The organism is Streptomyces sp. Xyl84, from assembly GCF_059731885.1.
This window is the reverse complement of sequence record NZ_AP029182.1, coordinates 4,557,611-4,583,201: the sequence shown is the minus strand read 5'-3', so window position 1 is coordinate 4,583,201 and position 25,591 is coordinate 4,557,611. Positions and strand designations below refer to the sequence as shown.

The window sequence follows — 25,591 nt, the reverse complement described above, 5'->3', positions numbered from 1 at the left end:
CGCGGCTACCCGCTCGCCCGCGCCAGCCCGAGCGCGTACGTGTCCCACCAGTCGCCCGCCGCCGGCCCGCCCTTGCAGGTGCCGTCGGACTCACCGGGGCGCTTGACCCACAGATAGGCGTCCGCCAGGGGGTCGGCGGTCTTCGTGGTGGGGGCCTCGCCGAGGGCGCGGCCCGGCGGGTTGCACCAGCGTTCGCCGGGATCGCCCTGCGTGTAGGGGCCGTTGCCGTTGCGGCTGGTGTCGATGACGAAGTGCTTGCCGCCGACCTTCGCGGAGAGGTGCTTGCCGTAGGCGAGCGAGGCACCGGTGGAGTAGAAGTTGGAGACGTTGACGGCGAAGCCGTCGGCCCGGTCCACGCCCGCCCGCCGGAGCGGCTCGAAGATCTGCTCGGGCCGGCCCCAGCCGGCGTTGCCCGCGTCCAGGTAGACCCTGGTGTTCTTGAGCGTCTTGAGCGTGGCGACGGCACCCTTGAGGAGGTCGTAGCGCTCCTCCTGGTACTGCTGCGGGGTGCAGCCGTCCACCAGGTGCAGCACCGCGTCCGGCTCCAGGACCACGGTGGCCGCGCGGTCGCCGATGCCGCGGGCGACGCCGTCGACCCAGGCCCGGTAGGCGTCGCCGTCGGCGGCGCCGCCGCGCGAGTACCGGCCGCAGTCGCGGTGCGGGATGTCGTAGAGGACGAGCAGGGCGGTACGGCCCGCCCGGGCGGCGGCCTCGGTGAAGCCGCGCGCCTCCTGCTCGGGGTTCTCCGGTCCGATCCACTCACCGGTCGGCTGTCCGGCGATCTTGCGGATCTGCTCGGCGTCGGCCTTCCGGCCGGCCTCGGCGTAGGCGGCGACCTGGCGGGCGGCCCGGCTGTCCGGGTCGACCCAGAACGGGCCGGCCGCCCGGGGCCGCTGGGTGACCGCGGCCCCCGCACCGCCGGCCCCGCCCGCCCCGTCTCCTCCCCCGCCCCCGGCGGAACACCCGGTGACCAGCAGCGCCGCACCCAGCAGCACCGCGCACGCCCGGGTCCGCGCCGCGGGGGCGTGCGAGTGCGCACCCCTTGTGCCGTGCATACGACTCCCCCTCGGTGCACCGGGCCGTACGGCCGCATCTCCCGCATTCCGCGCGTTCCATGCTGCCAGGCGGCGGCACGCTCACGGGCCGCTTCGGGGCAGGTACACCGAGACGGCGGGGCCGGGGAGTTCGGGGCGCCGGGCGGGGTGGTCCTGGGCGGGACGGCCGACGGCGGCCATGTCGCCGGTCGTCGGCGCGGCCGGCCGGCGCCCTGCCTCGGCCGACGCGCCGCCCCACTGCCACAGCGCCAGCAGCAGCACCACCCAGACCAGCCCGGCGACGAGCCGGCCGAGGCCACGGAGACGGTCGGTGACGCGCGGGAGACCGGTGGTGCCGCCGGGCCGTGCGGTGGCGCACGGACGTTCGGTCACGTCGGGCCGTGCGGGGACGCGCGGGCGTTCGGTGACGCCCGGGAGATCGGTGACCCGCGGGAGATCGGTGACGCGCAGGCGTTCGCTGACGCGCGGGAGATCGGTGTCGGACATCGTGATCCCGTCCTTCAGTCCTCGGTCCGCCGGCGGCCGTGCGGGTCCTCGCCGTCGTCCCCGGGGCGGGCCGCGCCGCGTGCACCGCGTGCGCCGCGTGCCCGGGGAAGGAGGACGACGGCCGCCGCCGCGGCGCCCGCGAGGACCAGTCCGGTCACCGCGTGCGCCATGCCGGGCGCGGCCGCGACGGCGTGCGGGTCCGCGGGGGCGGAGCGGGCCGGGCGCGCCTGCGCGGGGACGACGGCGACGGCGTCACCGGGGGCGGGCGGCGCGGACGCCGGGGCACGGCCGCCACCGGCCCCGGCCGCTCCCTGGATGCTGCCGGAGGTGGTGGCGGGGGCCATGGCCGGGGCGAAGGCACCGGCCACCAGCAGTCCTGTGCACAGAGTCAGGCGCAGCGAACCCATCGTGACACCTCCGGTACCAGGAGACGTCACGGACCCCGGGACCGCATCCGCGACCGGCCGGTACTGCTCCGTACGGGTGACCGGCGGGTCAGGGGCCGCCCGGGGCCGGTGTCAGACGCGTTCCACGAGGTCGGCGATGGAGTCGATGACCTCGGACGGGCGGAACGGGTAGCGGTCGACGTCCTTGGGCTGCGTCACGCCGGTCAGCACGAGGAAGGTGCGCATCCCGGCCTCCAGACCGGCGAGCACGTCGGTGTCCATCCGGTCGCCGATCATGGCGGAGGTCTCGGAGTGGGCGCCGATCGCGTTCAGCCCGGCCCGCATCATCAGCGGGTTGGGCTTGCCCACGAAGTACGGCTTCTTGCCCGTCGCCGCGGTGATCAGGGCGGCGACCGAGCCGGTGGCGGGCAGGTCGCCCTCCACGGAGGGGCCGACGTTGTCGGGGTTGGTGGCGATGAACCGGGCCCCGTCGTTGATCAGCCGCACGGCCTTCGTCAGGGCCTCGAAGGAGTACGTCCGGGTCTCGCCGAGGATCACGAAGTCGGGGTCGTGGTCGGTGAGGACGTAGCCGATGTCGTGCAGCGCGGTCGTCAGGCCGGCCTCGCCGATGACGTAGGCGCTGCCGCGGGGCCGCTGGTCGTCGAGGAACTGGGCGGTCGCCAGCGCGGAGGTCCAGATGTTCTCCTCCGGCACGTCCAGGCCCATGCGGCGCAGCCGGGCGTGCAGGTCGCGCTGGGTGTAGATCGAGTTGTTGGTCAGCACCAGGAACGGCCGGCCGGAATCACGCAGCGTCTTCAGGAAGGCGTCGGCGCCGGGGATCGGAACACCCTCGTGGATCAGGACACCGTCCATGTCGGTGAGCCACGACTCGATGGGCTTGCGGTCTGCCATGGGTTTCGCTCTCCTGCCGTACGCGGGCCTGCGTGGGCCCCAGCCTAACCAGTGACCGGATCTTGCCGGAACGCTTCAGCGCTGCGCTGTTCCGGAGGGACCGGGGCCCGGCCGGGCGGTCAGCTGCCGGTGGCCCGCTTCCAGTCCTCGACGTACGCGGTCAGGTTCTCGTCGATGTCGGACCAGTCGGGCCGGAAGACCTCCACGCCCTTCATCAGGGCGGCCAGCGCGGTGGCGTTCGCGTCGGTGGCGTGGACGTCCTGGCGGGCGCTGAAGCCGCCGCCGATCTCACTGACCTGCTGCTGGGCCTGCCGGGTGAGCATGAAGTCGAGGAGCTTCCTGCCGTTCTCGGAGTGCGGGGCCCTGGTGACGAGCCCGGCGGCGTAGGGCAGCGCGAAGGTGGTGGGCCTGCCGCCCTGCCGGGCCGGGAACCAGATGCCGAGATGGGGCAGGGTCCTGGACTGGGCGTGGTTCATCTGGACGTCGCCGTTGGCGACGAGGAGTTCGCCCTTGTCCACCTTGGGGGCGAGCTTGCCGGTGGAGGCGGACGGGCCGACGTTGTTGGACTGGAGCTTCTTCAGGTACGCCAGGGCCGCGTCCTTGCCGCCGAAGTCGTGCATGGCCTTGACGAGCACGGCGGTGCCGTCACCGGCGACGCCGGGCGTGGAGTACTGGAGCCGGTTCTTGAACTTCGGGTCCAGGAGCTGCTCCCAGGTGGTGGGGGCGGGCTTCAGCTCCTTCTTGTCGTAGACGAACCCGAAGTAGTTGTTGACGACGGAGGTCCAGGTGCCGTCGGCCGCCTTGTCGGCGGGGCCCACCTGGTCGGCGCCCTTCGGGGCGTACTTCTGCAGCAGTCCCCTGCCGTCGGCCTGCTGGATGAACGGGGGCAGGGTGACCAGCACGTCGGCCTGCGGGTTGGCCTTCTCGCGCACGGCGCGCTGCACCATCTCGCCCGAGCCGCCCTCGACGTACTTGACCTTGATGCCGGTCTGCTTCTCGAAGTCCTGGAAGACCCGGTCGTACCAGCCGTCGCCGTTCTCGCCCTTGAGGCCGTCGGCGCTGTAGACGGTGACGGACTTGTCGTCGGCGGAGGAGGAGCCGCCGCAGGCGGACAGCAGGGGGGTGGCGAGCAGGGCGAGCGCGACGGCGGGCTTGAGGGTGTTCCTGGGCATGGCGGGGCGGACTCCTTGCGGCGGCGGACGGCAGAGACGGGGGAAGGAGAGGGAGGGAGGAAGGGAAGGCAAACGGGTGCGGGTCAGCGGTAGGCCGCCCGGGTGCGGACGCGGGAGACGGCCAGCAGGACCAGCAGCGTGAGGGCCATCAGCACCACGGCGACGGCGGAACCGGTGAAGAGCGCACCCCGGTCGGTGGCCGCGAAGACCAGCACGGGCAGCGGCGTCCAGTCGGGCGGGTAGAGCATCATCGTGGCGCTCAGCTCCCCCATGGACAGGGCGAAGCAGAGGCCGGCGGCGGCCGTGAGCGAGGGCAGCAGCAGCGGCAGCCGCACCCGCCACAGCACGTACGCGGGCCGGGCGCCGAGCGAGGCCGCGGCCTGCTCGTAGGCCGGGTCGAGGCGGCGGACCGCGGCCGAGACGGACTGGTACGCGAAGGCGGTGACCAGCACGGTGTGGGCGAGGAGCACGATCCAGCGGGTCCCGTTGAGGAGCACCGGCGGCTTGGAGAACGCCACCAGGACCGACAGTCCGACCACCACCGACGGCACCGCGACCGGCAGGACGAACAGCGCGTCCAGCACCCGCCGGTGTGCCTTCTTCAGGGCGGCCCCGGCCAGCGCGGCCCAGGTGCCCACGGCCAGCGCGAGCAGGCTCGCGGCGGTGGCGGTGACGAGGCTGGTGGTCAGTGCCTGGAGGGCCTCGCCGCGGGTGGCGGCGCGGTAGTTGCCGGTGGTGAGGCCCGAGGGCAGGACACCGGACCAGTGGGTGGCGAAGGAGGCGCCGAGGACGACGAGGAGGGGCAGCGCGAACAGCGGCAGGAAGAGGACGAGGAACACCGTCCACGTGGCCCAGCGGGCCCCCCGGCTATGCACCAGCACGACGGCTCACCACCCGGTAGAGGCCGTAGAGGCCCACGGAGATCAGGACGTTGACGACGGCGACCACGCACGCGCCCGGGTAGTCGGACTCCAGGATCGCCTTGCCGTAGACGAGCATCGGCAGGGTGGTGACGCCCTTGGCGCCGGTGAAGAGCACGATGCCGAACTCGTTGAGGCACAGCACGAGCACCAGGGAGCCGCCGGCGCCGAGCGCGGGCAGCGCCTCGGGCAGGATCACCTGCCGGACGATGCGCGGGGCGCGGGCGCCCAGGGAACTGGCCGCCTCCAGCTGGGCGGTGTCCAGCTGGGTGAAGGCGGCGAGCAGCGGGCGCATCACGAACGGCGTGAAGTAGGTGATCTCCGCCAGGAGCACGCCCCAGGGCGTGGTCAGGAACTGGAAGGGGCCGTCCGGTGTGCCACCGGCCTGCGCCCACAGGCCGTTGGCGAGGCCGGTGCGGCCGTAGACGAACAGCAGGGCCAGCGTGATGAGGAAGGACGGGAAGGAGAGGAAGACGTCGATGAACCGGGCGACCGCCTTCGCCCCGGGGAACGGTACGAACGCGATGACCAGCGCCAGCAGGAAGCCCAGCACCAGGCATCCGGCGGTCGAGGCGAGCGCCAGCCACACGGTGGTCCACAGCGCCTCGCGGAAGCCGTCGGAGGCGAAGACGTCGGCGTAGGGCCGGACGGAGGTTCCGCCGTCCTGGGGGCTCAGGGACTGCTGGACCACGAGGACCAGCGGGTAGAGGAAGAAGACGGCGAGCAGCGCGACCGGGGGCAGCGCCCACAGCAGGCGCCGGGCGCCGCGGGGGGCGGGCACCGCGGCGGAGGGCGCCGGGGCGGCGGTGCCCGGGCCGGGCACCTGGGCGGGCGCCGCGGTGGTGAGCGGCTCAGTGCTCATCGCCGCTCACCCCCGCGGCGAGCAGCACCGCGTCCTCGGCGGCGAAGTGCAGGCTGACGGTGTCGCCGTGGGCGGGGGGCCGCCGCAGCTCGGGCACGTCCGCCATCACGGGGTGGCCGGCGACGTCGACGTAGAGCCGGTGCGTCGAGCCGCGCCACTGGACCTCGCTGACCGTGCCGGTGAGCCGGTTGGGGCCGTCACCGAGGCCGACCAGGTGCGGGCGTACGCACAGGGTGCCCCGCGTCCCGGCCGCCGCGCCCGCCGTGTCGAGGGTCAGCTCGGCGTCGCCGAGGGCGGCGCCCCGGGGCGTCACGGTGACCGGCAGCAGGTTGGCGTTGCCGACGAAGGACGCGGTGAACTCGTCGGCCGGGGCCCGGTACAGCTCCCGGGGCGTGCCGCAGGCACGCAGCCGCGCCTTGTCCATCACCGCGATCCGGTCGGCCAGGGTCAGCGCCTCGATCTGGTCGTGGGTGACGTACAGGATGGACACGTCGGGCAGTTCCCGGTGCAGGCGCGCCAGTTCGGCGAGCATGCCGGAGCGCAGCCGGGCGTCCAGCGCGGACAGCGGTTCGTCGAGCAGCAGGACGGCGGGGCGGATGGCGAGCGCGCGGGCGATGGCCACGCGCTGCTGCTGGCCGCCGGACAGCTCCCGGGGGTGGCGGCGCGCGTAGGCGGCCATCCCGGTCATCTCCAGGGCCTCGCCGACCCGTGCGCGGATCTCGGCCCGGCCGGCCCGGCGGGCCTTCAGGCCGAAGGCCACGTTGTCCTCGACCCGCAGGTGCGGGAAGAGGGCGTACTGCTGCACGACCATGCCGATGCCCCGCCGGTGGGGAGGCAGGTCCGTCACGTCCCGCTCCCCCAGGAGCACCCGCCCCGACACGGGCCGGACGAACCCGGCGACCGCCCGCAGCGCGGTGGTCTTGCCGGACCCGGACGGCCCGAGCAGCGCCATCACCTCGCCGGGCGCGACGGTGAGGTCGAGCGAGTCGAGGACGACGTTGCCGTCGTAGGCGACCGTGACGGAGTCGAAGCGGATGCTCATCTCACCGTTCTCCCCGGAGCAGGGCGGGCAGGGCTCCGACCGAGTCGAGGACGTGCGTGGCGCCCGCGGCGCGGAACTCGGCGTCGCCGTGCGCCCCGGTGCGCACGCCGGCGACCAGGCCCGCCCCGGCGCGGACGCCGCTGAGCACGTCGTAGGAGGTGTCACCGACGACGGCCACCTGGCGCACGTCCTCGGCGGCCTTGGTGCGCAGGAAGGCCTCCAGGACCATGTCCGGGTACGGCCGCCCGCGCCCGCCCGCGTCGGCCGGGCACAGGGTGAGCGGCACCAGGCCGCGCCAGCCGAGCGCGTCGAGGACGGCGTCCTGGGTGACGCGGGCGAAGCCGGTGGTCAGGACGACGGTGCGGCCGTCGGCCCGGAGTTCCTCGACGGCCTCGCGGGCGCCGGGCACGGGGGTGACGAGCCCGCCGTCGACGAGGTCGCCGTACGCCTTCTCGAAGGCGGTGTTGGCCCGCTGGGCGGCCTCCTCCGTGCCGAACAGGTGCCGGAAGACGGAGATCTTCGACTCGCCCATGGTGGCGCGGACGTAGGCGAGCTTGTCGGCGTGGTCGGCCGAGCCGGGTGCGACGCCCAGTTCGGCGGCGGCAGCGGCGAAGGCCCGCTCGACCAGGCCGCCGTCGGCGACGGTGGTGCCGGCCATGTCGAGGACGACGAGCCGGATGTCCGCGGGGTGCGCGGTGTTCGTGTGGATTTCGGTCATGGGTTCTCTCACCAGCCCAGTTCGTTCGCGGTGCGTTCGGCGATCGCCGGGGAGCAGGTCATGCCGCGCCCGCCGGGCCCGGTGACCAGCCAGACGCCGTCACGGACCTGCTGGCGGTGGACGACCCGGCCGGGGTCGGTGCACTGGGCGTACACCCCGGCCCAGCGCCGGCGGATCTTCGGCAGCGGGCGGCCCAGCAGGGACTCGACGACGGCGGTGAGGTGCTCGTAGGGGTCCTCGACGGTGTCGAACGCGAAGGGGTGCTCGTACTCGTGGGTGTCGCCGATGGTCAGTCCGCCGTCGGCGCGCTGCACCATGAGCAGCTGCATCCGGTGCTCGGCGGCGGTCCGGGGCTGCGGCCGGCCCGCGTTGAGCGCGTCCAGGGCCGCGCCGGCGTACGCCGGGTAGTAGCGGAAGCTGTCGGCGTCGGCGACCGAGGTGGGCAGCTCCTCACCGAGCGGGTCGGTCTGCATCATCTGGAGCCGGACGCGGCGCACGGGCAGGCCGGGACCGGCCAGTTCCCGGACGAGGCCGCCGAGCCAGGCGCCGGTGGCGAGGACCACCACGTCGGCGGTGTGCACGTCGCCGTGGTCGTCGCGGACGGCGCCCGCGCCGACGACCTCGCGGACCTCGCGGCCCGGCAGGAAGGTGTACCTCGGGTGCTTGAGCAGTTCGGCGCGCAGGGCGCGCTGGGCGGTGCGCGGCTCGACGGCCGCGTCCCGTTCGCAGTACAGGGCCGCGTCGAAGTCCCCGCGCAGGGCGGGGTTGAGGGCGCGGGCCTCGGCGGGGGTCAGCAGCTTGTGTCCGCGGGCGGCGGCGTCGGGCGCGGCCGCGGCGGTCTCGGCCACGGCGTGTTCCAGGGCGCCGCGCACGGGGGTGAGGGAGCCGTTGGCCCGGAAGCCGAGGGCCGGTACCCGGCCGCCGATCTCCTCCCACAGCTCACGGGCGCGCAGGGCCGTCTCCAGCTCCTCGCCGCTCGCGCGGCCGCTCACCCAGATCTGCCCGAAGTTGCGCAGCGAGGCGCCGCGGGCCTCGGCCTCGCGCTCGATCTGCACGACCTCGTGGCCGCGTTCCACTGCCTGCCAGGCGTGCATGGTGCCCACCACGCCGGCTCCGACGACTGTCACTTTCACGACGACGACGTTCCTCTCGGAGGGAGAACCGGAAGAGTCCGGCTGACAACGAGAGCCTGAACGAGGCATCACGATTGGGCTAGACCCGTTATCTTTTCGTTACTGTCGTGCGGGGGGTGGTGGGGGCGTCCCGCGGCCGGCGTGCCACGGCCGGCGCGTCAGCCGTTCAGGTGGGCGGTGAAGGAGAAGCGGTCCCCGCGGTAGAGGCTGCGCACCCGCTCCAGCGGCCGTCCCTGCGCGTCCCGCGAGACGCGGTGGATCAGCAGCATGGGCAGCGCGGGCGGGGTGCCGATGAGCAGCGCCTCGCGCGGGGTGGCGAGCACGGTCTCGATGCGCTCGTCGGCGTCCCCGAAGGCCAGGTCCAGGCTCTGGAGGTAGGCGTAGAAGGACGAGTCCGGGTCGAAGTCGGTGTCCAGGCGCGGGACGCGCGCCACCGCCACGTAGGTGCTCTCCAGGCCGACCCGTTCCTCGTCCGCGAGCAGCACCCGCTCCAGGTGCCAGACGGGCTCGCCGCGGCTGAGTCCGGTCTCGGCGGCGAGCGCGTCCGGGCACGGGAACCGCTCCAGGCCGACCAGCGTGCGCCCCGGCGTACGGCCCTGGCGCCGCACGCCCTCCGTGTAGCTGGCCAGCGAGAGCGGCTGCTCCAGCTTGGGTCCCGCCACGACCGTGCCCCGGCCGCGGCGCCTGAGCTTGCCCTCCAGGACCAGCTCGCGCAGCGCCTGCCGCACGGTCTCGCGGGCGACCCCGTACTCCTCGGACAGATCGCGCTCGGTGGGGATCGGCCGGTCCTCGCCCAGTTCCCCGACGAGGCGGTCGATCCTCGCCTTCACCGCGTAGTACTTGGGGATCCGGCCGTGCTCCGGGATGCCGGAGCGCACCGGGGCGCCGGGGGCCTGGTCGTTCGGATAGTCCACGCAGGGATCGTCGCAGACCCGGGGCGCGCGCTCGGCGCCGCCTCCGGGTCAGGGCACCGCCCACGCCCGCCCTGGCGGCGGCGAGCAGCGGGGCGGCGGCCCGGAGCGACAGGGTGGCGGCCGGGAGCGCGTCCTACGGACGGCCGGGAACCCGTCCTACGGAGGTGACGCGGGCCCTGCCGTACGGAGGTGACGCGAGCCCGCTGTACGGCGTGCCGCGGGCCCGTCGTACGGGTGGGGGGTCGACACGGACCAGCCGGGGCGGCCCGTGCCGAGGGCGGGTGCGCAGGAGCGCGGGGCCTACCCCTCCTCCCGCCCGAACAACGGCGCCAGCAGCAACTGCGCCGCGCCCTCCGCGACCCCGCGCGCCCCGGCCGGCGCCTGCCGGACCGGCACCGCCGCGCCCGGCAGCCCGCCCCGCCGGGCCCGCGCGGCGACCACCGCCCCCACCCCGCTCACGAACGCCTCCGGCCGCTCGGCGACCGTGCGCCCCCCGAGCAGCACCAGGTCGATGTCCAGCAGCCCGACGAGGTTCGCGGCCGCCGCGCCCAGCACGCGTGCCGCCTCCCGCGTGTCCCCGCGCGCGACCGCGGCCAGGCACAGCGCCTCCACGCACCCCCGGTCCCCGCAGGCGCACGGGGGCCCGTCCAGCTGGATCACCTGGTGCCCGAACTCGCCCGCCCCGGTACGCGCCCCCCGGTGCACGGTCCCGCCGATGACCAGCCCGGCCCCGAGCCCCGTCCCGAGGTGGAGGTAGGCGAAGGAGCCGCCGCCCTCACCGGTGACGGCGATTCCGAGCGCCGCCGCGTTGGTGTCCTTGTCGACGATGACGGGCACGCCGAGCCGCCGCTCCAGCGCGTCCCGCAGCGGGAACCCGTCCCACTGGGGGAACCCGGTGACGCGGTGCAGCACCCCGCGCCCGTGGTCGAGCGGCCCGGGCAGCGCCACCCCGGCCCCGAGGAGCGAGGCGGCGGACGCCTTCCGCGCGCCGGCCCCGAACGCCTCCGTGACCAGCGCCTCGACCTGCTCCGCCACCGCCTCCACGACGGCGCCGGCCTGCGTCCCGAGGTCCAGCGGCCGGCGCCGCTCGCCGGTGACGGTGCCGTTCAGGTCGGCCAGGACCGCCCGCACCTCGTCCCGCTCGACGTGCACGCCCACCGCGTGCCCGGCCTCCGGGACCAGCCGGAGCACGGTCCGCGGCTTGCCCCCGGTGGAGGCCCGGCGTCCCGCCTCGGCCGCCAGTCCGCGTTCCCGCAGCCGTGCGGTGATCTTGCTGACGGCCTGCGGGGTGAGGCCGGTCCGCTCGGCCAGCTCCAGCCTGCTGATCCCGGCGGCCCCCGCCCCGCGCAGCAGATCGAGCACGAGGGCGGTGTTGTGGCTGCGCAGGGCGAGCAGGTTGGCCCCGCCGCCCGCACCCCGCACCCTCGCGCTCCGCGCCGCCTCCCCGGTCACCACGGCGGAACCCGCGACCGCACCGGGCTCGGCGTGCGCATCAGGCCCAGCGGGCGCGCCGGCCCCTCCAGGCCCACCGGCCCCTCCAGAAGTCCCGGCCTCCCCGGAAGCCTCCACAGCTGCGGAAACGCCCGCCGCTTCAGGCCCAGCGGGCGTGAGCCCACCGTGGGCACCGGCCGCACCGCTCACTTGGGCCGCTCCCGGCGCACCGGCAGCCCGGGCCGTCCCCGTGGCCTCACCGTCGTCGTCACCGTGCACTTCCACCGTTCCCGCTCCCGCCCGCCCACCGCTCGCGCGGCCCGTTTCCGCCACTGGGCGCGGTGGGCGTCCTCCTCCGCGTCCGGCCGCTTGCCTCCGCGGCACCGTCCGCCCCCATTCTCCCCCGCGCTTGCACTTAGGCAACAGCGTTGCGAAAGTAGGAGGCATGACTAGCACCCCCCTCCGCGACCTCCGCGTGGGCCTCATCGGCTACGGCCTCGCCGGTTCCGTCTTCCACGCCCCGCTGATCGCCGCCACCGAGGGCCTGACCCTCGACACGGTCGTCACCTCGAACGAGGAACGGCAGACGCAGGCCCGCGAGGAGTTCCCGGACGTCCGCCTCGCCGCGGACGCCGGCGAACTGTTCGCCCGCGCCGGCGAGCTGGACCTGGTCGTCGTCGCCTCCCCGAACAAGACGCACGTGCCGCTCGCCACGGCGGCGCTGGAGGCCGGGCTGCCGGTGGTGGTGGACAAGCCGGTCGCCGGCACGGCGGCCGAGGCGCGCGGCCTCGCCGCCCTCGCCGAGGAGCGCGGACTCCTGCTGTCCGTCTTCCAGAACCGCCGCTGGGACAACGACTTCCTGACCCTGCGCGCACTGGTCGAGCGGGGTGAACTGGGCGACGTATGGCGCTTCGAGTCCCGCTTCGAGCGCTGGCGCCCGAAGCCGAAGGGCGGCTGGCGCGAGTCCGGCGACCCCGCAGAGATCGGAGGTCTGCTCTACGACCTCGGGAGCCACGTGGTCGACCAGGCGCTGGTGCTCTTCGGTCCGGCCACGCAGGTGTACGCCGAGTCGGTCGTGCGCCGGCCGGGTGCCGAGGCCGACGACGACACCTTCCTCGCGCTCACCCACGCGAACGGCGTCCGCTCCCACCTGTACGTCTCCTCGACGGCCGCCCAGCTCGGCCCGCGCCTGCGGGTGCTGGGCTCGCGGGCCGGTTACGTCAAGTACGGGCTCGACCCGCAGGAGGCCGCGCTGCGGGAGGGCGCGCGTCCGGGCCCGGACGGCTGGGGCGTCGAGGAGGAGTCCCTGTGGGGCCGTATCGGCGCGGGAGAGTCCCCGGTGTCCGGCGGCGGCAGCCCCGTACCGACCCTGCCCGGCGACTACCCGGCGTACTACGCCGCCGTGGCCGCCGCGCTGCGCGAGGGCGCCCCGAACCCGGTGACCGCCCACGAGGCCGCCGCCGCGCTGGACGTCCTGGAGGCGGCCCGCCGCTCGGCCCGCGACGGCGTGGCGGTGCGACTGTGACGAGCGCACCGCAGCCCCCGAAGCCCCCGCAGCCCGCGAAGCCGCCGCAGCCCGCAGCGCCTCCGCAGCCGTCGCGCTCCCCCCGGCCTCCGAAGACCCCCCAGACCCCCCAGACCGCGCAGCCCGCGCAGCCCGCGGCCGCGGGTCCGGCGGTCCCCGGGATCGAGGAACTGGAGGCGCAGGAACGCCGCCTGGTCTTCACCCGGTTCACGTACGAGGACGCCTGGGCGCTCGGCTCGCTGCTGGTCGAGCTGGCGCGGGCGCGGCAGGCCCCGGTCGCCGTCGACATCCACCGCGCCGGCCAGCAGCTGTTCCACGCGGCCCTGCCCGGCTCCACGCCCGACAACGACGCCTGGATCGCCCGCAAACGCAGGGTCGTGGAGCGCTACGGCGCGGCCTCGTACCTGGTCGGTGCCCGTTTCCGCGCCAAGGGCACGACCTTCGAGGCCTCCTCCCGGCTGGACCCCGGCACCTACGCCGCGCACGGCGGCTCCTTCCCGATCACCGTGGAGGGCGTGGGCGTGATCGGCGCCGTCACGGTGTCGGGCCTGCCCCAGGTGGAGGACCACCGGCTGGTGGTCGAGGCCCTGGAGACGTACCTCGGCCACTAGCTAGGTCCCGCGCCCCCCCGTTCGGATGACGCCGGGCCCGGCAGCCCCCCCCGGCCCGGACACCCCCGGGCCGGACTCGCCCGGGCCGGGGAATGACGGGCGCCGTGCGCGCGGTTGGGGTTGGCTGTACGCATCGCCGGTCAGGCAACTGACCGCGCACGCACCTGATCGCGGCACGCGCCCGGAGGGATCGGAACCGATGAGCGACACGGCAGCCCCACTGAAGGAGACGGTCGGACGGTACGGCGTCTGGAGCGTCGGACTCCGCTCGGAGAACCCGGCCCTGCGCGGTGCGATCGCCGAGGCCGCCGCCGAGCTGGAGGAGCTGGGCTACGGCACCGCGTGGCTCGGCGGCAGCAGCGCCCCGGCCAACGCCCGCCCCCTGCTCGACGCCACGTCGGCCCTCGCCGTCGGCACCAGCATCCAGAGCATCTGGCAGCACGACGCCCCGGCGAGCGCCGCCGGCTTCGCCGAGCTGGAGGCGGCCCACCCCGGCCGCTTCGTGCTGGGCATCGGCGTGAGCCACGCCAAGCTGGCAGAGCAGTACCGGCGGCCGTACTCGGCGCTGGTCGCCTACCTGGACGAGCTGGACGCCGCCGAGGTGCCCGCCGAGCGCCGGGTGCTGGCCGCGCTCGGCCCCAGGACCCTCGAACTGTCCCGGGACCGTGCGGCGGGCGCCATCCCGTACCTGGTCACGGCGGAGCACACCGCGAAGGCCCGCGAGATCCTGGGCGACGGCCCGCTGCTCGCCCCCGAGCTGAAGGTCGTCCTCGACGAGGACCCCGAGCGCGCCCGCGCGACCGCCCGCGACTACCTCGCGATGTACCTCCAGCTCCCCAACTACACCAACAACTTCCTCCGTCTGGGCTTCACCGAGGACGACGTCCGCGACGGCGGCAGCGACCGCCTGATCGACGCGGTGTACGCGTGGGGCGACGACAGCCGCATCCGCGCCCGTGTGGAGGAGTTCCAGGCGGCCGGCGCCGACCACCTGGCCCTCCAGGTCGTCACCGGCACCACGGACCGCGACGACCTGCCGAGGCAGGAGTGGCGCCGCCTGGCCGCACTGCTCGGCTGAGGCCCGCCTCGAAGGGAGTGCGGGGCGGTGCCGGTGTGCGGCTCCGCCGCGCGGGCGCGGGAGGCCCGCGCGGCGCCGCGGACGCGAAGGCACCGGCTTCCCCGCACCCCGGCGGATCGCCTACGCGTCCTTCAGTTCCTGCCGCTGCCGCCCCAGCCCCTCGATCTCCAGCTCGACCACGTCACCGGAGCGCAGGTACGGCTTCGGCTCGGGCTGCCCCATGGCCACGCCGGCCGGCGTACCGGTGTTGATGACGTCACCGGGGTAGAGGGTCATGAAGTGGCTGACGTAGCGCACCACTTCGGCGACCGGGAAGATCTGCTCGGCGGTCGTCCCGTCCTGCTTCAGCTCGCCGTTGACCCACAGCTTCAGGGAGAGGTCCTGCGGGTCGGGCACCTCGTCGGCGGTGACGAGCCAGGGCCCGAGCGGGTTGAACGTCTCGCAGTTCTTCCCCTTGTCCCAGGTGCCGCCCCGCTCGATCTGGAACTCCCGCTCGGACACGTCGTGCGCCACCGCGTACCCGGCGACGTGGGCGAGGGCCTCCTCGTCCGTCTCCAGGTAGCGGGCGGTACGGCCGATGACGACGGCCAGCTCCACCTCCCAGTCGGTCTTGGCGGAGCCGCGCGGTACGAGCACGGTGTCGTACGGCCCGACCACGGTGTCCGCCGCCTTGAAGAAGACGACGGGCTCGGCGGGCGGTTCGGCGCCGGTCTCGCGGGCGTGGTCGTGGTAGTTCAGCCCGATGCACACGACCTTGCCGATCCGGGCGAGCGGCGGACCGATCCGCAGTCCGTCCGCGTCCAGCGCGGGCAGTGTCCCGGCGTCGGCGGCGCCGCGGATCCGGCCGAGCGCGGCGGCGTCGGCCAGCAGCGGGCCGTCGATGTCCGGGACGATGCCGGACAGGTCGCGCAAGGTGCCCTCGGCGTCCAGCAGCGCGGGCCTCTCGGCCCCGGCCGTACCGACTCGCAGCAGCTTCATGTTCCCCAACTCCCTCGATCGCGGGCAGCCCGGCCGAGCGACGCGACCTGAGTGCGGCGGGCGCAGTCGTCGGAGGACTGTTCGATCCTCCAAGGTCGCGTTCCACTCCGCAATACCCCGTTCACGTACTGGACCGTAGGCCGCCCGCCCGGCGGCCGGGCCGGACCCATGGACCCCTCCCGGGGGCCAAGCCGGACCGAAGGCCCCCCAGGGGCCGGGCCCGGCCCGTGGGGCACCTCCCGGCCGCCCGGCCGCGCTCAGCGGTAGAGCACCGCCCGCTCCACGGCGCTCCAGGTGGTGCTGGTCACCACGTACAGCGCGGCGGCCAGCGGTACGACGGCCACGGTGACCAGCGTGGCGAACGACATGAACGGCATCACCCTGCCCACGGCGGCGAGCCCGGGAACCCGCTCTTCCCCGCCCGCGCCGCCCGTGCCGCCCGCGGGGCCCGTGCCGTCACCGAGACCGGCCGACGCCCGCCGGGCCCGCAGGAAGTTGAAGGAGGCGACGACGGCCACGACCGCGAACAGCCCGGCGTAGACGAGCCCGGCCGCCCCGAAGGGACCGTCGTCGGCCAGGGCGTCGCTCCACCGCCCGCCCAGCGGCGCGGCCAGCAGCCGGTGGCCGAGCAGCCCGTTGGCGTCCCCGCCGATCGTCGTGCTGGAGAACAGGTGGTAGAGCAGGAAGAAGGCCGGCATCTGGAGCAGGCCGGGCAGGCAGCCCGACAGCGGCGACACCTTCTCCTCGGCGTGCAGCGCGAGCACCGCCTTCTGCAGCCGCTCCGGATCCTTGCGGTACTTCGTGCGCAGCTCGGCGATGCGCGGCTGGAGCGCGGTGCGCGCCTTCTGCCCGCGCGCGGCCGCCCGGGAGAGCGGGTGGACGAGGAGCCGTACGAGCGCGGTGACCAGGACGATCGCGGCGGCAGCGGCGGAGGCGTGGAACACCGGCTCCAGCAGGCCGGCGAGGTGTTCGACGCCACCGGCGAAGGCGGAGAAGACGGACGCGGGGATGACGGACATGGGTGAGGAGCCCTCCGGGGGTCTCGTCGTGCCGGGAAAGAAGACAGGGCGGCATGACGACCCGCGGCGCAGGAACACGCATCGGACAGGGGGTCCGAACAGGTGTGACGCGAGGTGCCCTACGCGGCGGCGGTCGCCGGAAGGGCCCGTCCGGGTGCCCGGGGCCGTCGCCGGCCCGCGGCATCGGGATCGCGCTGCGGCAGGAACGCCGTACGCCGGTCCCGTTCCCTCATCGCGGTGCGCACCCGCGTGGGCGCCACGGCGGGCGCGCACCGCGAGCCGAGCAGCGCGCACGCGACGAACGCGGCACCGGCGGCGACGGTCACGGAGAGGCTGCCCGTGTCGAGCAGCGAGAGCTGGAGGACCAGGAGGGCCAGCACGAGCAGGGACCCCAGAACGGGGGCGAGCGGCGCACCGAGCCGGTGACGAACTCGACGGATCACGACCGGCCCTCCCCGCTCCCTCGGTCCCGCACCTGGGTATCACTCGTATTCACTGGTTCCTACGGTTATACAGGACCGCCCCGGAAGAGCCGCAAGGGTTCCCTGTGCACCGCGGGCACGCGGGCCGAGGTCACGCGGGCCCCGGAGCGCGGCGGCACCGGTCACGCGGAGCGCGAAGGCCGCAGGGCGCGGAGGCAGCGGTCACGCGGAGCGCGAAGGCCGCAGGGCGCGGAGGCACCGGTCACGCGGGCCGCGGAGCGCGGAGACCTCGGTCACGCGAGCCGCGGGGGCCGCAGGGCACGGAGCGTACGTCCTCCACGAGGGCCGGGCGGCCTGCCCGCGGGTACCTCATCTTTGCCACCGCCCGGCAGTACGGTGTCCCCCATGCGCCCCGACACGCCCGCAGAAAACGCCGAAAACGCCGAGACCGTCGACCACACCGCCGAAGCGGCCCGCCTGGAGCGGACCGCGGGCCTGTACCCGGAGGACGCCGAAGCCCTCCTGCTGCGGGCCGCCGCCCACCTGGAGCTGGCCGGGGACCGCCCCGCCGCGACAGCGCTCTACGACCGCCTGCTGGCCTCCCCCGCCGCCCTGGAGAACGCCACACTGGTGCGCGCCCTGAAGGCGGCCAACCTCTGGGAGTACGACCACGAGGCCGAGGCCCGGGCGATCATCGACGGCGTCCGCGCGGCCGCGCCGCGCGACCCGGCCCCCTGGGTGATCGTCGCGGAGTCGCTGGAGTCGCACGACGAACTGGAGGCCGCGCACAAGACGTTCACGGAGGCGGTCACGCTCCTGCTGACCGACGTCCCCGAACCCCCGTACGCCACCCACCCCCTCCTCTTCGGCCGCCACCGGGTGCGCCGCATGCTCGGCGCCTCCCACGACGAGTGGGACGCCCTCGCCGACACCCTGCACTCCCTGCCGGTCTCCCTGGACGAACTGCACGACCCCAAGCGGGTCTGGTCCCTCGGCTCGGAGAACCCGGCCGAACTCCAGGCGGAACTGGTCCGTCTCCGCGCGGAACTGGGCGCCTACCGCGAAGCCCTCTCCCGTCCCTTCCCGGTGGCGGTCCTGCACTGGCCGGCCGGCGAACTGGAGGAACTGGTCGCGGCCTACGCCGACCTCGCCGCGGAGTACCCGTCGCACGAGACCCACCTCGCGACGATAGAGCGCTCCCTGCGCGAACTGTCCGCCTCCGGCACCGCGAACCTCGGCATCGTCACGGGCACGGTCCCCTCCTACGAGGCCTTCGCCGCCTCGGAGGGCTCCTCCCCGTCCGACACGGCCCTGCTCCCCCAGTACGCGACGACCCTCGCGGCCCGGGGACGTGCGGTGGCCTGGCCGCCGCAGCGGGCGGCGGAGTGCTGGTGCGGCTCGGGCCGGGCGTACGGGGAGTGCCACGGCCGGGCGTCCTGAGCCGGACGCCGGCCCCGCGTTCTCCCCCCCCGGCCGCCCGCACGCCCCCGCCGACCGCATCTACCGCCAGGTCCCCCTGAACGCCAACGCCCCAACGCCCTGCACCGCGGCGCGACCGTCCACGTCCGTCACGACCCGTCGGACCCGCGCCGTGTGGTGGTGCTCCGCACCCGCACGTCCCTCTCCCCCACGGCCAACCTCATCTGGTGCACCTGCTTCTGCGCGACGGGCCCGGCCTCGGGGGCGCTGGCGCTGCTCTGAGGGTCGCAAGGACAGAGCGGTGGGGGTGACCATGAAGGGGGAAGGGGGCTCGGCGCACCGCGAGGTGCGAGCGAGGCCGGTCGCACCCGCTCTCGGTCACCGGCCGAACGCGATGCGGACGTGCTCGTCCCCGTGATGGAATCGACCTCGGGACCGAGTCAGGATCGTGAGGCACTGCCGTCTTGAGCACAATGAAGCCGTCGTCGGCCGCCGTCTCGGCGCGCATGAGCAGGCAGGCCAGCAAGGACACGGCCGCCGAACTGACGGTCCGACGCCTGCTGCACGCGGCCGGCCTGCGCTATCGCGTGGAGTACCCGGTGCCGGGCATGGCACGGCGGCGCATCGACGTGGCCTTCACACGGGCCAAGGTCGCCGTACTGATCGACGGCTGCTTCTGGCACGGTTGCCCGGAACACGCTACGCAGCCAAAGGCCAACGCCGAGTGGTGGCGCACGAAGCTGGACCGGAACATGGCTCGCGATCGGGAGACGACGGAGCATCTGGCCTCGGCGGGCTGGACGGTGTTGCGGTTCTGGGAGCATGAGGATCCGGAAGAGGTGGCCGCTCGGGTGAGAGCGGCTGTGGAACGACGTCTGGCCGAACGGGCGGGAAGGTGTGGCACGTGGGGGGACTGACCTTCGTGGACGTGTGCTCCGGAGCGGGTGGACTCGCGCTCGGCCTGGAAGCAGCGGGATTCGAACCGCGTCTGCTCCTGGACGACGACGAAGACGCCGTCGCGACGCTGCGGGCCAATCGACCGCACTGGAACGTGCTCCGCACCGATCTGCTCGACTTCGACCCGGCCGAGCATCCCGAGACCTACGACGTGGATCTCCTCTCGGCGGGGTTGCCGCGGGTGAAGTCGAGTGCGACCGCCCGCCGGGCCGAGACAGGGTCGGAGGAGCGCCTGTTGGAGGCCACGGTCTACCTGGCCCACGCCGTCAGACCGCGAGCGGTGATCATCGAGAACGTTCCCGATCTCGCCCATTCGGACAGGTACGGCCGATTCCGTGACTTCGCGCGCGCCGAACTGGCTCACCTGGGTTACGAGTTCAGTTGGTTCGTCGTGAACGCCATCGACTTCGGGGTGCCGCAGAATCGCAGACAGGGCGTCCTGGTGGCCGTAGAACGGCAGTGGGCCGAGGCCTTCCGGCCGCCGGCGCCCACGGTGGGGGAACCGCGAACGGTCGGTGCCGCCCTGGGCGCGTCCATGGCCGCACGCGGTTGGCGAGACGCCGCCCGGTGGGCGGCCCAGGCCGATCAGCCGGCTCCCACCCTGGTCGGAGGCTCGAAGAACCGAGGCGGTGCCGACCTGGGGCCGACCGGCGCCAAGCGGAAGTGGGCGACCATGGGCGTCAACGCCCACACGGTGGGCAACGAGGTTCCAGGCCCCGACTTCGTGTGGGACCCTCAGCTCGGCAGGGACAACATGGTGAAAATCACAGTCGAGCAGGCGGCCCTCCTTCAGGGGTTCCCCGGGTCGTGGGAGGTCAAGGGCCTGAAGACCGCCCGGTACCGCCAGATCGGACACGCGACACCGCCGCCCGTCGGCCAGGCGCTGGGCCGGGTCGTCGCCGAAGCTCTGCGCGGGGAGCCGGTGGCCCCCGCCGCCGGCTAGACTTCCGCCACATGACCAGCACGCCGCCCCACCCGTCCATCCTCGACAAGCCCTTTGTCCTGGACCTCTTCGCAGGGCCCGGCGGGCTGGACGTCGCCTGCCACAGGCTGGGTGTCCCGAGCCTCGGGATCGAGTGGGACAGGAGCGCGTGCCTGACGCGCTACGCGGCCGGCCTGGACACCCTCCATGCCGACGTGAGCGCGGTCCGCAGGGAGGCCTTCGAGTCGCTCCCGCCGGAGATCAACGTGCTCGCCGGCGGCCCTCCGTGCCAGACGTACTCGGTGGCCGGGAAGGGTGCGGGACGCAAGGCTCTGGAAGAGGTCAAGCAGTTCATCGACCGTCTCATGGCGGGCGATCCGGACGAGGAGATCGACAAGGAACTGGGGAACCTCAGCGACCCGCGCACCGCGTTGGTGCTCGAGCCGCTCCGGTACGCGATCCAGGCGACCCGGAGCGCGAATCGGGGGTGCCGACCGTACGACGTCATCGTCGTGGAGCAGGTCCCCGCCGTGAGGGCGCTCTGGGACCGCTACGCCGAAGTCCTGCAGGAGATCGGCCTCCCTGACGGAACCAAGTACAAGGTCGTTGTCGACGTCCTGGACACCGAGACCTACGGAGTACCGCAGACGCGGTCCCGTGCCGTGCTGATCGCCCGTCGGGCAGGACTCGGCGAGCCCTCGCTGCCCGGAGCGACCCACCGCGCCTACGAGGCGAAGGAGTGGAACCGCAGGAACGGCGGCATCGCGGCGCCGGCGACTCAACCGACCCTCTGCGACGCGGAAGCCCTCGATCCCCGCCCGCGCCCCGAAGAGGACGGCGACCTGGAACCCTGGACGTCGATGGGCGATGCCCTCGCCGAGCCGGTCGGCACGCACCCGGGACGCAGGACGCCCTTCCTGGTCCGGTCGAACTACGGCAGCTCCGGAGTTCCCGGACGGCGCGGCGTACGGACCGACCGCCAGCCCGCCACCACTGTCACCGGTCGTATCTCCCGCTTCGTGGTCTTCGAACCCGTCGGCGACCACCACCCCGACATCGTCCGGGAAGGTCCGAGGTTCAGCATGAACGAGGCGGGGATGCTCCAGAGTTTCCCGTCGGACTACCCGTGGTCGGGTACGGCCCAGGCCCAGCAGGTGGGCAACGCCGTGCCGCCCCTCTTCGGGGCACATCTCCTGAGCGCCGCGCTCGGTCTTCCCGCGCCCACCCCGGAGGAGATGCGCAAGCCGTGGGTGCCCGCGACGGAGGAACAGCGGGCCAAGCTGCGGAGCCACGGTTGCGGGGCGGCGGACGACTGCACCGCCCGCTGCCCACGCCCCGAGTAGCCGGACGCCGCCGTATCAGTTCTCGCTCTTCCGGCCCCTGACCGGGGCGGTCTCGAACAGCTCGGCGAAGTAGTCGGTGAGCGCCGTCACGGACTCCTCCGGGACGGGGTCCTCGTCAGGGCCTTCCGGAAGGACGTGACGCGAGACCGGTGGGGCCGTCTGCGCCTCCTCGATCCAGTCCCGCAGACGGGCGGGATCCCGGGGCTCGTCCGGTGCGAGGATGTCGTAGATCAAGGTCGCTCCCGCCGCGTTCACGGCAGCGCTCAGACCTTCGATCTCCCGCCCGGTGGTGACCTTCCCGTCCTTGAGAAGGCGGACCAGGGCCTGAGCGGTGGGACGGTGGTCGAGCAGGTCCTTCCGGAGAACGGTGTGGATGAGGTCCTGGTTGCCACAGGCGACCTCGACCGGCCCGTAGTCCGACCCGTTTCGGAAGAGTTCGGCCGCCCACCACAGACGGGAGAAGCACTGCCGATCCGAGGGGCCCTGGAAGCGCTCCGCGGCGACGCGTCCCTTGCGCTCCGAGAAATGCCGCCACACGACATAGTCCGGAGCTACGGCCAGAGCCAGGTGGTTCCACAGACGCTTGTCCGCTGCCTCCCGCCGTGCCAGACGCAGCGTGGCGTGGAGCCGAGGCGCGAGCCAGGCGTCGGCTTTCGTGTGCTCCTTGCCGAACTCGAACATGGCGTCCTCGACCAGGCCGCGGATCGGCTCGACCCACCACCTGGTGTCGTCCTCGGGGAGAGGCTCGACGGCCTTGGCGAGGTCGATGCCACTGTGGACCTCTTCGCCCCTGAGCAGTCCCTCGGTGAGGAAGGTGTCGACGGCCGAGCCGGAGAGCAGCGCCAGGCGCTCCGGTACGTGGTGGGGCTGGGTGATCACGACTCGCTCTCCCTGTTCGTCCGTTCCAGACCGCGGATGACGTAGCCCACCGCTTTGGCGGCCTCGGCGCGCCGGACCGCCGCGTAATGGATGCGTGTCTGCAGCTCGCCCCAACCCGACTCGCCCGTACGCCGGCGGTGGACCTGGCGCAGTGCCTCCTCGACGTGCACCCCGGGGACGACGTCCGGGAGCATCTCCCGCAGCACCTCGCCCTGCCAGTCGGTCGGGAAGACCGGGCTGCCGCCCGGTTCCACCTCGAGGTCGCCGATGGCGCCGTGGAACACCGCCGTCCAGACGTCGGTGGCCATCTGGGCGACGAGGAGGTCACGCACCTTGCTCTCCACGCCGGAGCCGTTGCCGTCCAACAGCCCGACGATCCCGTCGATGTCGGTGTTGACGTAGACGGTGGGGACCCTCGCCGTGGTGTCCACCAGCCAAGGCGCGTCGGCGTAGGCACGCAACCAGTCCCTGGCGCTCTTGCTGAACGACGCCTTCTGGACATCCAGCCGCAAGCCTCTGACCGGTTCGTCCGAGACGGTGTCGACAGCCCAGCTCCGGTCGGTTTCGGTGATCGACCGCCCCCGCACTCCGTCGACCGTCCCGACGGCGTACGCGCTGAGGGAGGCTCGTCCCAGGTGGTCGTCGCGGAGCAACTCCAGGGAGCCCGACCAGTCGCGGCTGTCCTCGGTGTCACGGGTGAGGGCCGTCGAGGTGCGGACGTTGGTCTCCCCGTCGGTCAACACAGCGAGGACACTCAGATCGGACCAGGCCGCGTCCGGAGCGTCGGCGCCGGGCGGCAGCGTGGCCGAGACACCGATGGTGGCGCTCACCCAGTCCGTGTGGCCCGCGACACCGAGGGCGACTGCCTGCTCCTGGACCGAGTAGGCGCTGGTGTCGAGTGGATCACGAGTGCCGTCGGACAGCTTGAGGGAGACCGACGTCACCCTGAGCGCGAGCGGGCGGCCGAGTCGCTTGTAGGGGTAGATCTTCACGCGTCACGCCCCCTTGCCGGTACGCAGTTCGACGACGAGACGGGTGAGCGTGGTCCTCACCGGGTGGCTGGAGACGTCAGTGGCTCCTCGGAACTTCGCGCGGCGCGTGCCGGGCGGGAAACGCAGCGTCCCGTTCTCCACCTCGCACCCCTCCACGGCGACGAGTTCCGCCCAGTCGAGGCGCGGGCGTCCCCCGGAACGGACGTCCAACTGGGCGACCGGCACCATCGGAACGATCTCGTCACCGCGTGGGATCTTCACCTCGCCCGTGATCAGCCACTCCCCCTGGTCACCGATGGTCGCCTCGAGCCCGTCCAGCACCGGGACGACCGGGCCCGAGGGCACCTTGGCCTTGGGCCGGCTCTTGACGGTCAGCGCCTTGCGCAGTGCCTCGCCGCCTTCGCCTCGGCCGCGCTTCGGGCGGGCGACGAGTTCCCTGACCGCGCTGTTGACTTCGGTGGTCAGGTTGTTGATCCGCCGATACGCGGAAGGGGACCAGCGCAGGATCAGTTCCTCCGTCTGCCCCCAGCGGTCGTGCTCGGGCGGTTCGGCCGCCCGCAGGAACTCCTCGGCCTCCTTCGCGAAGGGGGCCGACTCCCCGGCGGCCTCGCCCACCAGGAGAACGGCCTGGAAGGGGTTGGTGCCGATCGGCAGGTTGGGAACCGTGGCCTTCTTGACCGTCATACGGTTGCCGCGCAGCGAGTGCACCTGGTTCTTGGGTGTGTCCTTGTCACCGGCAGCCTCGGTGACCAGCAGGACCGCCTGGTGGGTGCCGAGAGTCCCGCGGGCGCCTCCGGCCAGCGGCAGCTTCAGCGGAACGTTCCTGGTCGCGACCTGTCCGGCCTCGGTGAGTCGATCCACCGCGGTGCCCTCGTAGTGGGCCCGCAGGGCGCGGGTCCGAGAGGGCTGCTCGACGGACGGGTCCACCTTCGTCTCCGGTACGACCTCCTCACCGTTGCGCAGGGCACGCACCGAGACTTCCAGCAGCGGAAGTCGCCCGCCCCCGCCGATCATGGCCGCCCAGAAGTCGCGACCCAACGCCTCGACCAGGCGGCCGTGCATTCTGCCGATGTCGCGTGTGTCCTCGGGACCCTCCTCGGCCCGCGGCTTCCCGTCCTGGTCGTCGGCCTCCCCTTCGAGGCTGGCCACGTCGTGTGCGCCCACGATGAGGAAGGACGTACCGGGCTCGTCGCTGTCCCGGCTCAGATGCAGGCGGGCCACGGTCTCCTCGTCCGCCCACCAGGAACGGGCCACCTCGGCGCCCGGTGTGTCGGGGTCGGGGCGCCCGAACCACGCGGGGCCCGCGAAAGCGTGTCCGTCGACTTCGCGCCAGGGCAGTTCGAGGCGGCCGATCACCCGTCGCTCGGTACGCCCCTCGTGCGGCACGGACAGAGTGGAGTTGATGAGCACGAGGCCGAGGGCACTGGTGGCCCACAGCGTGGCCTTGCCCAGGCCGTACGAACCACCGGCGGCGGGGCCGGACTTCAGGCTCTCGAGCTGCCGTCGGACGACGGCGGCGAACTTGCCGTCCTCGTAGTCGTCGCCGGTGAGTCCGGAGGCGTTGTAGTCGTCGACCCGTAGAAGGATCAGGCGGCCCTTCTCGTACATGTCCCGCACACCGGCGTCGACGACCCGGCCCACCTTCTGGTTACCGGCGAGCTCGGAGACGGCGGAGTAGTGCGGGAAGAGATCGTTCCAGAGGATCGCGTCCCGGAAGGCTTCCAGGTGTTCGCCGGTCAGCTCGTGCAGCGTGTAGCGGACCCGGACCGGGCGGCCGTTGTCCGCCAGGCGCTCGTCGAGGCTGTTCTGGCACGTTTCGCGCGCGAGGACCTGGACATCGGCGTCGAAGGCGAAGGCGGCAGCGTTGCCCAGGTCACGGCCGCCGTCGGGGTAGCCGGGTCGGTGGTACCAGGTGACCGGGAGGCCGGCCTGGGTGTCGGTGGTGCGGGTGTGCACCGTGCCGACGTCAGTACCCAGTGCCTTGGCGATGTCGGTCATCACCGTCGGGCGCGGCGTCGACCGTCCGGCGATCCATGCGGAGACGGCGGCTCGGGTCAGCCCCAACTCCTTGGCCAGTTCGGCCTGCGTCTTCCCCGCGAGCCTGAGCTGCCGGGACAGCCACGGCCCGAACTCCTCACCTGTCTCCACGCGTCACCTGTCTCTTCCTAGGGCGTAGAAGGAGGCTAATTTGACGATCGCGATCACGTCAACCAAAAGTTAACCGCGCACAGACCTCGCCAGGTTCACTCACCCTGCCCGAATAGCCCGGCTCGCCGCCTATATGACCTTATGTCCACCCTGCACAAGCGGAGGACCTCAACTCCTTTTAGGTGAACCGACGTTGAGGCTTGCCGACACCTCAAAACCCCGATAGGTTCGTGAGGTTGGAAAAGCCAACTCGCTCACGAACCGGTT

Annotated in this window: 25 protein-coding genes; 7 read left to right on the top strand and 18 right to left on the bottom strand. The window is 73.4% G+C overall.

From position 1 onward, the window contains the following. Window positions 1-5 precede the first annotated feature (5 nt). The 12 genes from AC6I72_RS19945 to AC6I72_RS19890 form a co-directional block, all read right to left on the bottom strand. Complete coding sequence (locus tag AC6I72_RS19945; protein WP_498002408.1) at window positions 6-1,055, bottom strand: glycoside hydrolase family 6 protein; 1,050 nt, start codon at window positions 1,053-1,055, stop codon at window positions 6-8. Window positions 1,056-1,136: 81 nt separating this feature from the next. Continuing rightward, a complete protein-coding gene (locus tag AC6I72_RS19940) occupies window positions 1,137-1,541 on the bottom strand; it encodes a hypothetical protein (RefSeq protein WP_498002407.1) in 405 nt (134 codons plus the stop codon). A gap of 14 nt (window positions 1,542-1,555) precedes the next feature. Beyond that, complete coding sequence (locus AC6I72_RS19935) at window positions 1,556-1,948, bottom strand: hypothetical protein (RefSeq protein ID WP_498002406.1); 393 nt, start codon at window positions 1,946-1,948, stop codon at window positions 1,556-1,558. A gap of 111 nt (window positions 1,949-2,059) precedes the next feature. Then, window positions 2,060-2,839, bottom strand: a complete 780-nt coding sequence (locus tag AC6I72_RS19930) for an HAD-IIA family hydrolase (RefSeq protein ID WP_498002404.1) — start codon at window positions 2,837-2,839, stop codon at window positions 2,060-2,062. Between the two features lie 119 nt (window positions 2,840-2,958). After that, window positions 2,959-4,011 carry a 2-aminoethylphosphonate ABC transporter substrate-binding protein gene (locus AC6I72_RS19925; RefSeq protein WP_498002403.1) on the bottom strand — a complete coding sequence of 351 codons (1,053 nt, stop codon included), beginning with the start codon at window positions 4,009-4,011 and terminating at the stop codon, window positions 2,959-2,961. A gap of 83 nt (window positions 4,012-4,094) precedes the next feature. Next, a complete protein-coding gene (locus AC6I72_RS19920; protein ID WP_498002401.1) occupies window positions 4,095-4,892 on the bottom strand; it encodes an ABC transporter permease in 798 nt (265 codons plus the stop codon). Next, window positions 4,879-5,793 carry a 2-aminoethylphosphonate ABC transporter permease subunit gene (locus AC6I72_RS19915; protein ID WP_498002400.1) on the bottom strand — a complete coding sequence of 305 codons (915 nt, stop codon included), beginning with the start codon at window positions 5,791-5,793 and terminating at the stop codon, window positions 4,879-4,881. The genes AC6I72_RS19920 and AC6I72_RS19915 overlap by 14 nt, the downstream gene beginning before the upstream one ends. Further along, window positions 5,783-6,835, bottom strand: coding sequence for an ABC transporter ATP-binding protein (locus AC6I72_RS19910; RefSeq protein ID WP_498002398.1), 1,053 nt, complete (start codon window positions 6,833-6,835; stop codon window positions 5,783-5,785). The genes AC6I72_RS19915 and AC6I72_RS19910 overlap by 11 nt, the downstream gene beginning before the upstream one ends. Window position 6,836: 1 nt before the next feature. Continuing rightward, a complete protein-coding gene (locus AC6I72_RS19905) occupies window positions 6,837-7,553 on the bottom strand; it encodes a phosphonatase-like hydrolase (protein ID WP_498002397.1) in 717 nt (238 codons plus the stop codon). Window positions 7,554-7,561: 8 nt separating this feature from the next. Beyond that, window positions 7,562-8,686: a TIGR03364 family FAD-dependent oxidoreductase gene (locus tag AC6I72_RS19900; protein WP_498002396.1), complete on the bottom strand. Its 1,125-nt coding sequence runs from the start codon at window positions 8,684-8,686 to the stop codon at window positions 7,562-7,564. 158 nt (window positions 8,687-8,844) lie between these two features. Then, window positions 8,845-9,600, bottom strand: coding sequence for a GntR family transcriptional regulator (locus AC6I72_RS19895; RefSeq protein WP_366725159.1), 756 nt, complete (start codon window positions 9,598-9,600; stop codon window positions 8,845-8,847). A 300-nt stretch (window positions 9,601-9,900) separates the two neighbouring features. Continuing rightward, window positions 9,901-11,022 carry an ROK family transcriptional regulator gene (locus AC6I72_RS19890; RefSeq protein WP_498002395.1) on the bottom strand — a complete coding sequence of 374 codons (1,122 nt, stop codon included), beginning with the start codon at window positions 11,020-11,022 and terminating at the stop codon, window positions 9,901-9,903. Window positions 11,023-11,476: 454 nt separating this feature from the next. Between AC6I72_RS19890 and AC6I72_RS19885 the strand changes: the two genes are divergently transcribed. From AC6I72_RS19885 to AC6I72_RS19875, 3 genes are all read left to right on the top strand, one after another. Beyond that, window positions 11,477-12,556: a Gfo/Idh/MocA family oxidoreductase gene (locus tag AC6I72_RS19885; RefSeq protein ID WP_498002394.1), complete on the top strand. Its 1,080-nt coding sequence runs from the start codon at window positions 11,477-11,479 to the stop codon at window positions 12,554-12,556. Window positions 12,557-12,717: 161 nt separating this feature from the next. Continuing rightward, window positions 12,718-13,167, top strand: a complete 450-nt coding sequence (locus AC6I72_RS19880) for a heme-degrading domain-containing protein (protein ID WP_498004747.1) — start codon at window positions 12,718-12,720, stop codon at window positions 13,165-13,167. A 199-nt stretch (window positions 13,168-13,366) separates the two neighbouring features. Next, a complete protein-coding gene (locus AC6I72_RS19875) occupies window positions 13,367-14,245 on the top strand; it encodes an LLM class F420-dependent oxidoreductase (protein ID WP_498002392.1) in 879 nt (292 codons plus the stop codon). 120 nt (window positions 14,246-14,365) lie between these two features. Here AC6I72_RS19875 and AC6I72_RS19870 read toward each other — a convergent pair whose 3' ends face one another. The 3 genes from AC6I72_RS19870 to AC6I72_RS19860 form a co-directional block, all read right to left on the bottom strand. Continuing rightward, complete coding sequence (locus AC6I72_RS19870) at window positions 14,366-15,223, bottom strand: fumarylacetoacetate hydrolase family protein (RefSeq protein ID WP_498002391.1); 858 nt, start codon at window positions 15,221-15,223, stop codon at window positions 14,366-14,368. A gap of 257 nt (window positions 15,224-15,480) precedes the next feature. Beyond that, window positions 15,481-16,242, bottom strand: a complete 762-nt coding sequence (locus AC6I72_RS19865; RefSeq protein ID WP_498002389.1) for a YidC/Oxa1 family membrane protein insertase — start codon at window positions 16,240-16,242, stop codon at window positions 15,481-15,483. 119 nt (window positions 16,243-16,361) lie between these two features. Further along, the gene (locus AC6I72_RS19860) at window positions 16,362-16,682 is read right to left on the bottom strand and encodes a DUF6412 domain-containing protein (RefSeq protein ID WP_051812453.1); all 321 of its coding nucleotides are present in this window, start codon (window positions 16,680-16,682) and stop codon (window positions 16,362-16,364) included. Window positions 16,683-17,069: 387 nt separating this feature from the next. Between AC6I72_RS19860 and AC6I72_RS19855 the strand changes: the two genes are divergently transcribed. The 4 genes from AC6I72_RS19855 to AC6I72_RS19840 all read left to right on the top strand — a co-directional run bounded on the left by AC6I72_RS19855 (window position 17,070) and on the right by AC6I72_RS19840 (window position 21,305). Beyond that, a complete protein-coding gene (locus AC6I72_RS19855) occupies window positions 17,070-18,104 on the top strand; it encodes an SEC-C metal-binding domain-containing protein (RefSeq protein WP_498002388.1) in 1,035 nt (344 codons plus the stop codon). Window positions 18,105-18,556: 452 nt separating this feature from the next. Beyond that, a complete protein-coding gene (locus AC6I72_RS19850) occupies window positions 18,557-19,000 on the top strand; it encodes a very short patch repair endonuclease (protein ID WP_498004746.1) in 444 nt (147 codons plus the stop codon). Further along, the gene (locus tag AC6I72_RS19845) at window positions 18,988-19,983 is read left to right on the top strand and encodes a DNA cytosine methyltransferase (RefSeq protein WP_498002386.1); all 996 of its coding nucleotides are present in this window, start codon (window positions 18,988-18,990) and stop codon (window positions 19,981-19,983) included. The genes AC6I72_RS19850 and AC6I72_RS19845 overlap by 13 nt, the downstream gene beginning before the upstream one ends. An 11-nt stretch (window positions 19,984-19,994) precedes the next feature. Further along, window positions 19,995-21,305: a DNA cytosine methyltransferase gene (locus tag AC6I72_RS19840; RefSeq protein WP_366725150.1), complete on the top strand. Its 1,311-nt coding sequence runs from the start codon at window positions 19,995-19,997 to the stop codon at window positions 21,303-21,305. Between the two features lie 15 nt (window positions 21,306-21,320). On the opposite strand, the gene AC6I72_RS19835 is transcribed toward AC6I72_RS19840, so the two are convergent. From AC6I72_RS19835 to AC6I72_RS19825, 3 genes are read right to left on the bottom strand one after another with little or no spacing between them, the layout of a single operon-like run. Further along, the gene (locus AC6I72_RS19835; RefSeq protein WP_498002385.1) at window positions 21,321-22,184 is read right to left on the bottom strand and encodes a DUF6339 family protein; all 864 of its coding nucleotides are present in this window, start codon (window positions 22,182-22,184) and stop codon (window positions 21,321-21,323) included. Then, entirely contained in the window at window positions 22,181-23,176 is a 996-nt protein-coding gene (locus AC6I72_RS19830) for a hypothetical protein (protein ID WP_498002383.1), read from the bottom strand. Before AC6I72_RS19830 ends, AC6I72_RS19835 begins: the two co-directional genes overlap by 4 nt. Before the next feature lie 3 nt (window positions 23,177-23,179). After that, window positions 23,180-25,324 (bottom strand): helix-turn-helix transcriptional regulator, encoded by a 2,145-nt coding sequence (locus AC6I72_RS19825; protein WP_498002382.1) that lies wholly within the window; start codon window positions 25,322-25,324, stop codon window positions 23,180-23,182. Window positions 25,325-25,591 lie beyond the last annotated feature (267 nt).

Coding starts and splice junctions, on each gene's coding strand:
- AC6I72_RS19945 (WP_498002408.1), bottom strand. CDS start 1,055: ATGCACGGCACAAGGGGTGCGCACTCGCACGCCCCCGCGGCGCGGACC.
- AC6I72_RS19940 (WP_498002407.1), bottom strand. CDS start 1,541: ATGTCCGACACCGATCTCCCGCGCGTCAGCGAACGCCTGCGCGTCACC.
- AC6I72_RS19935 (WP_498002406.1), bottom strand. CDS start 1,948: ATGGGTTCGCTGCGCCTGACTCTGTGCACAGGACTGCTGGTGGCCGGT.
- AC6I72_RS19930 (WP_498002404.1), bottom strand. CDS start 2,839: ATGGCAGACCGCAAGCCCATCGAGTCGTGGCTCACCGACATGGACGGT.
- AC6I72_RS19925 (WP_498002403.1), bottom strand. CDS start 4,011: ATGCCCAGGAACACCCTCAAGCCCGCCGTCGCGCTCGCCCTGCTCGCC.
- AC6I72_RS19915 (WP_498002400.1), bottom strand. CDS start 5,793: ATGAGCACTGAGCCGCTCACCACCGCGGCGCCCGCCCAGGTGCCCGGC.
- AC6I72_RS19910 (WP_498002398.1), bottom strand. CDS start 6,835: ATGAGCATCCGCTTCGACTCCGTCACGGTCGCCTACGACGGCAACGTC.
- AC6I72_RS19905 (WP_498002397.1), bottom strand. CDS start 7,553: ATGACCGAAATCCACACGAACACCGCGCACCCCGCGGACATCCGGCTC.
- AC6I72_RS19885 (WP_498002394.1), top strand. CDS start 11,477: ATGACTAGCACCCCCCTCCGCGACCTCCGCGTGGGCCTCATCGGCTAC.
- AC6I72_RS19875 (WP_498002392.1), top strand. CDS start 13,367: ATGAGCGACACGGCAGCCCCACTGAAGGAGACGGTCGGACGGTACGGC.
- AC6I72_RS19870 (WP_498002391.1), bottom strand. CDS start 15,223: ATGAAGCTGCTGCGAGTCGGTACGGCCGGGGCCGAGAGGCCCGCGCTG.
- AC6I72_RS19865 (WP_498002389.1), bottom strand. CDS start 16,242: ATGTCCGTCATCCCCGCGTCCGTCTTCTCCGCCTTCGCCGGTGGCGTC.
- AC6I72_RS19855 (WP_498002388.1), top strand. CDS start 17,070: ATGCGCCCCGACACGCCCGCAGAAAACGCCGAAAACGCCGAGACCGTC.
- AC6I72_RS19850 (WP_498004746.1), top strand. CDS start 18,557: ATGAAGCCGTCGTCGGCCGCCGTCTCGGCGCGCATGAGCAGGCAGGCC.
- AC6I72_RS19840 (WP_366725150.1), top strand. CDS start 19,995: ATGACCAGCACGCCGCCCCACCCGTCCATCCTCGACAAGCCCTTTGTC.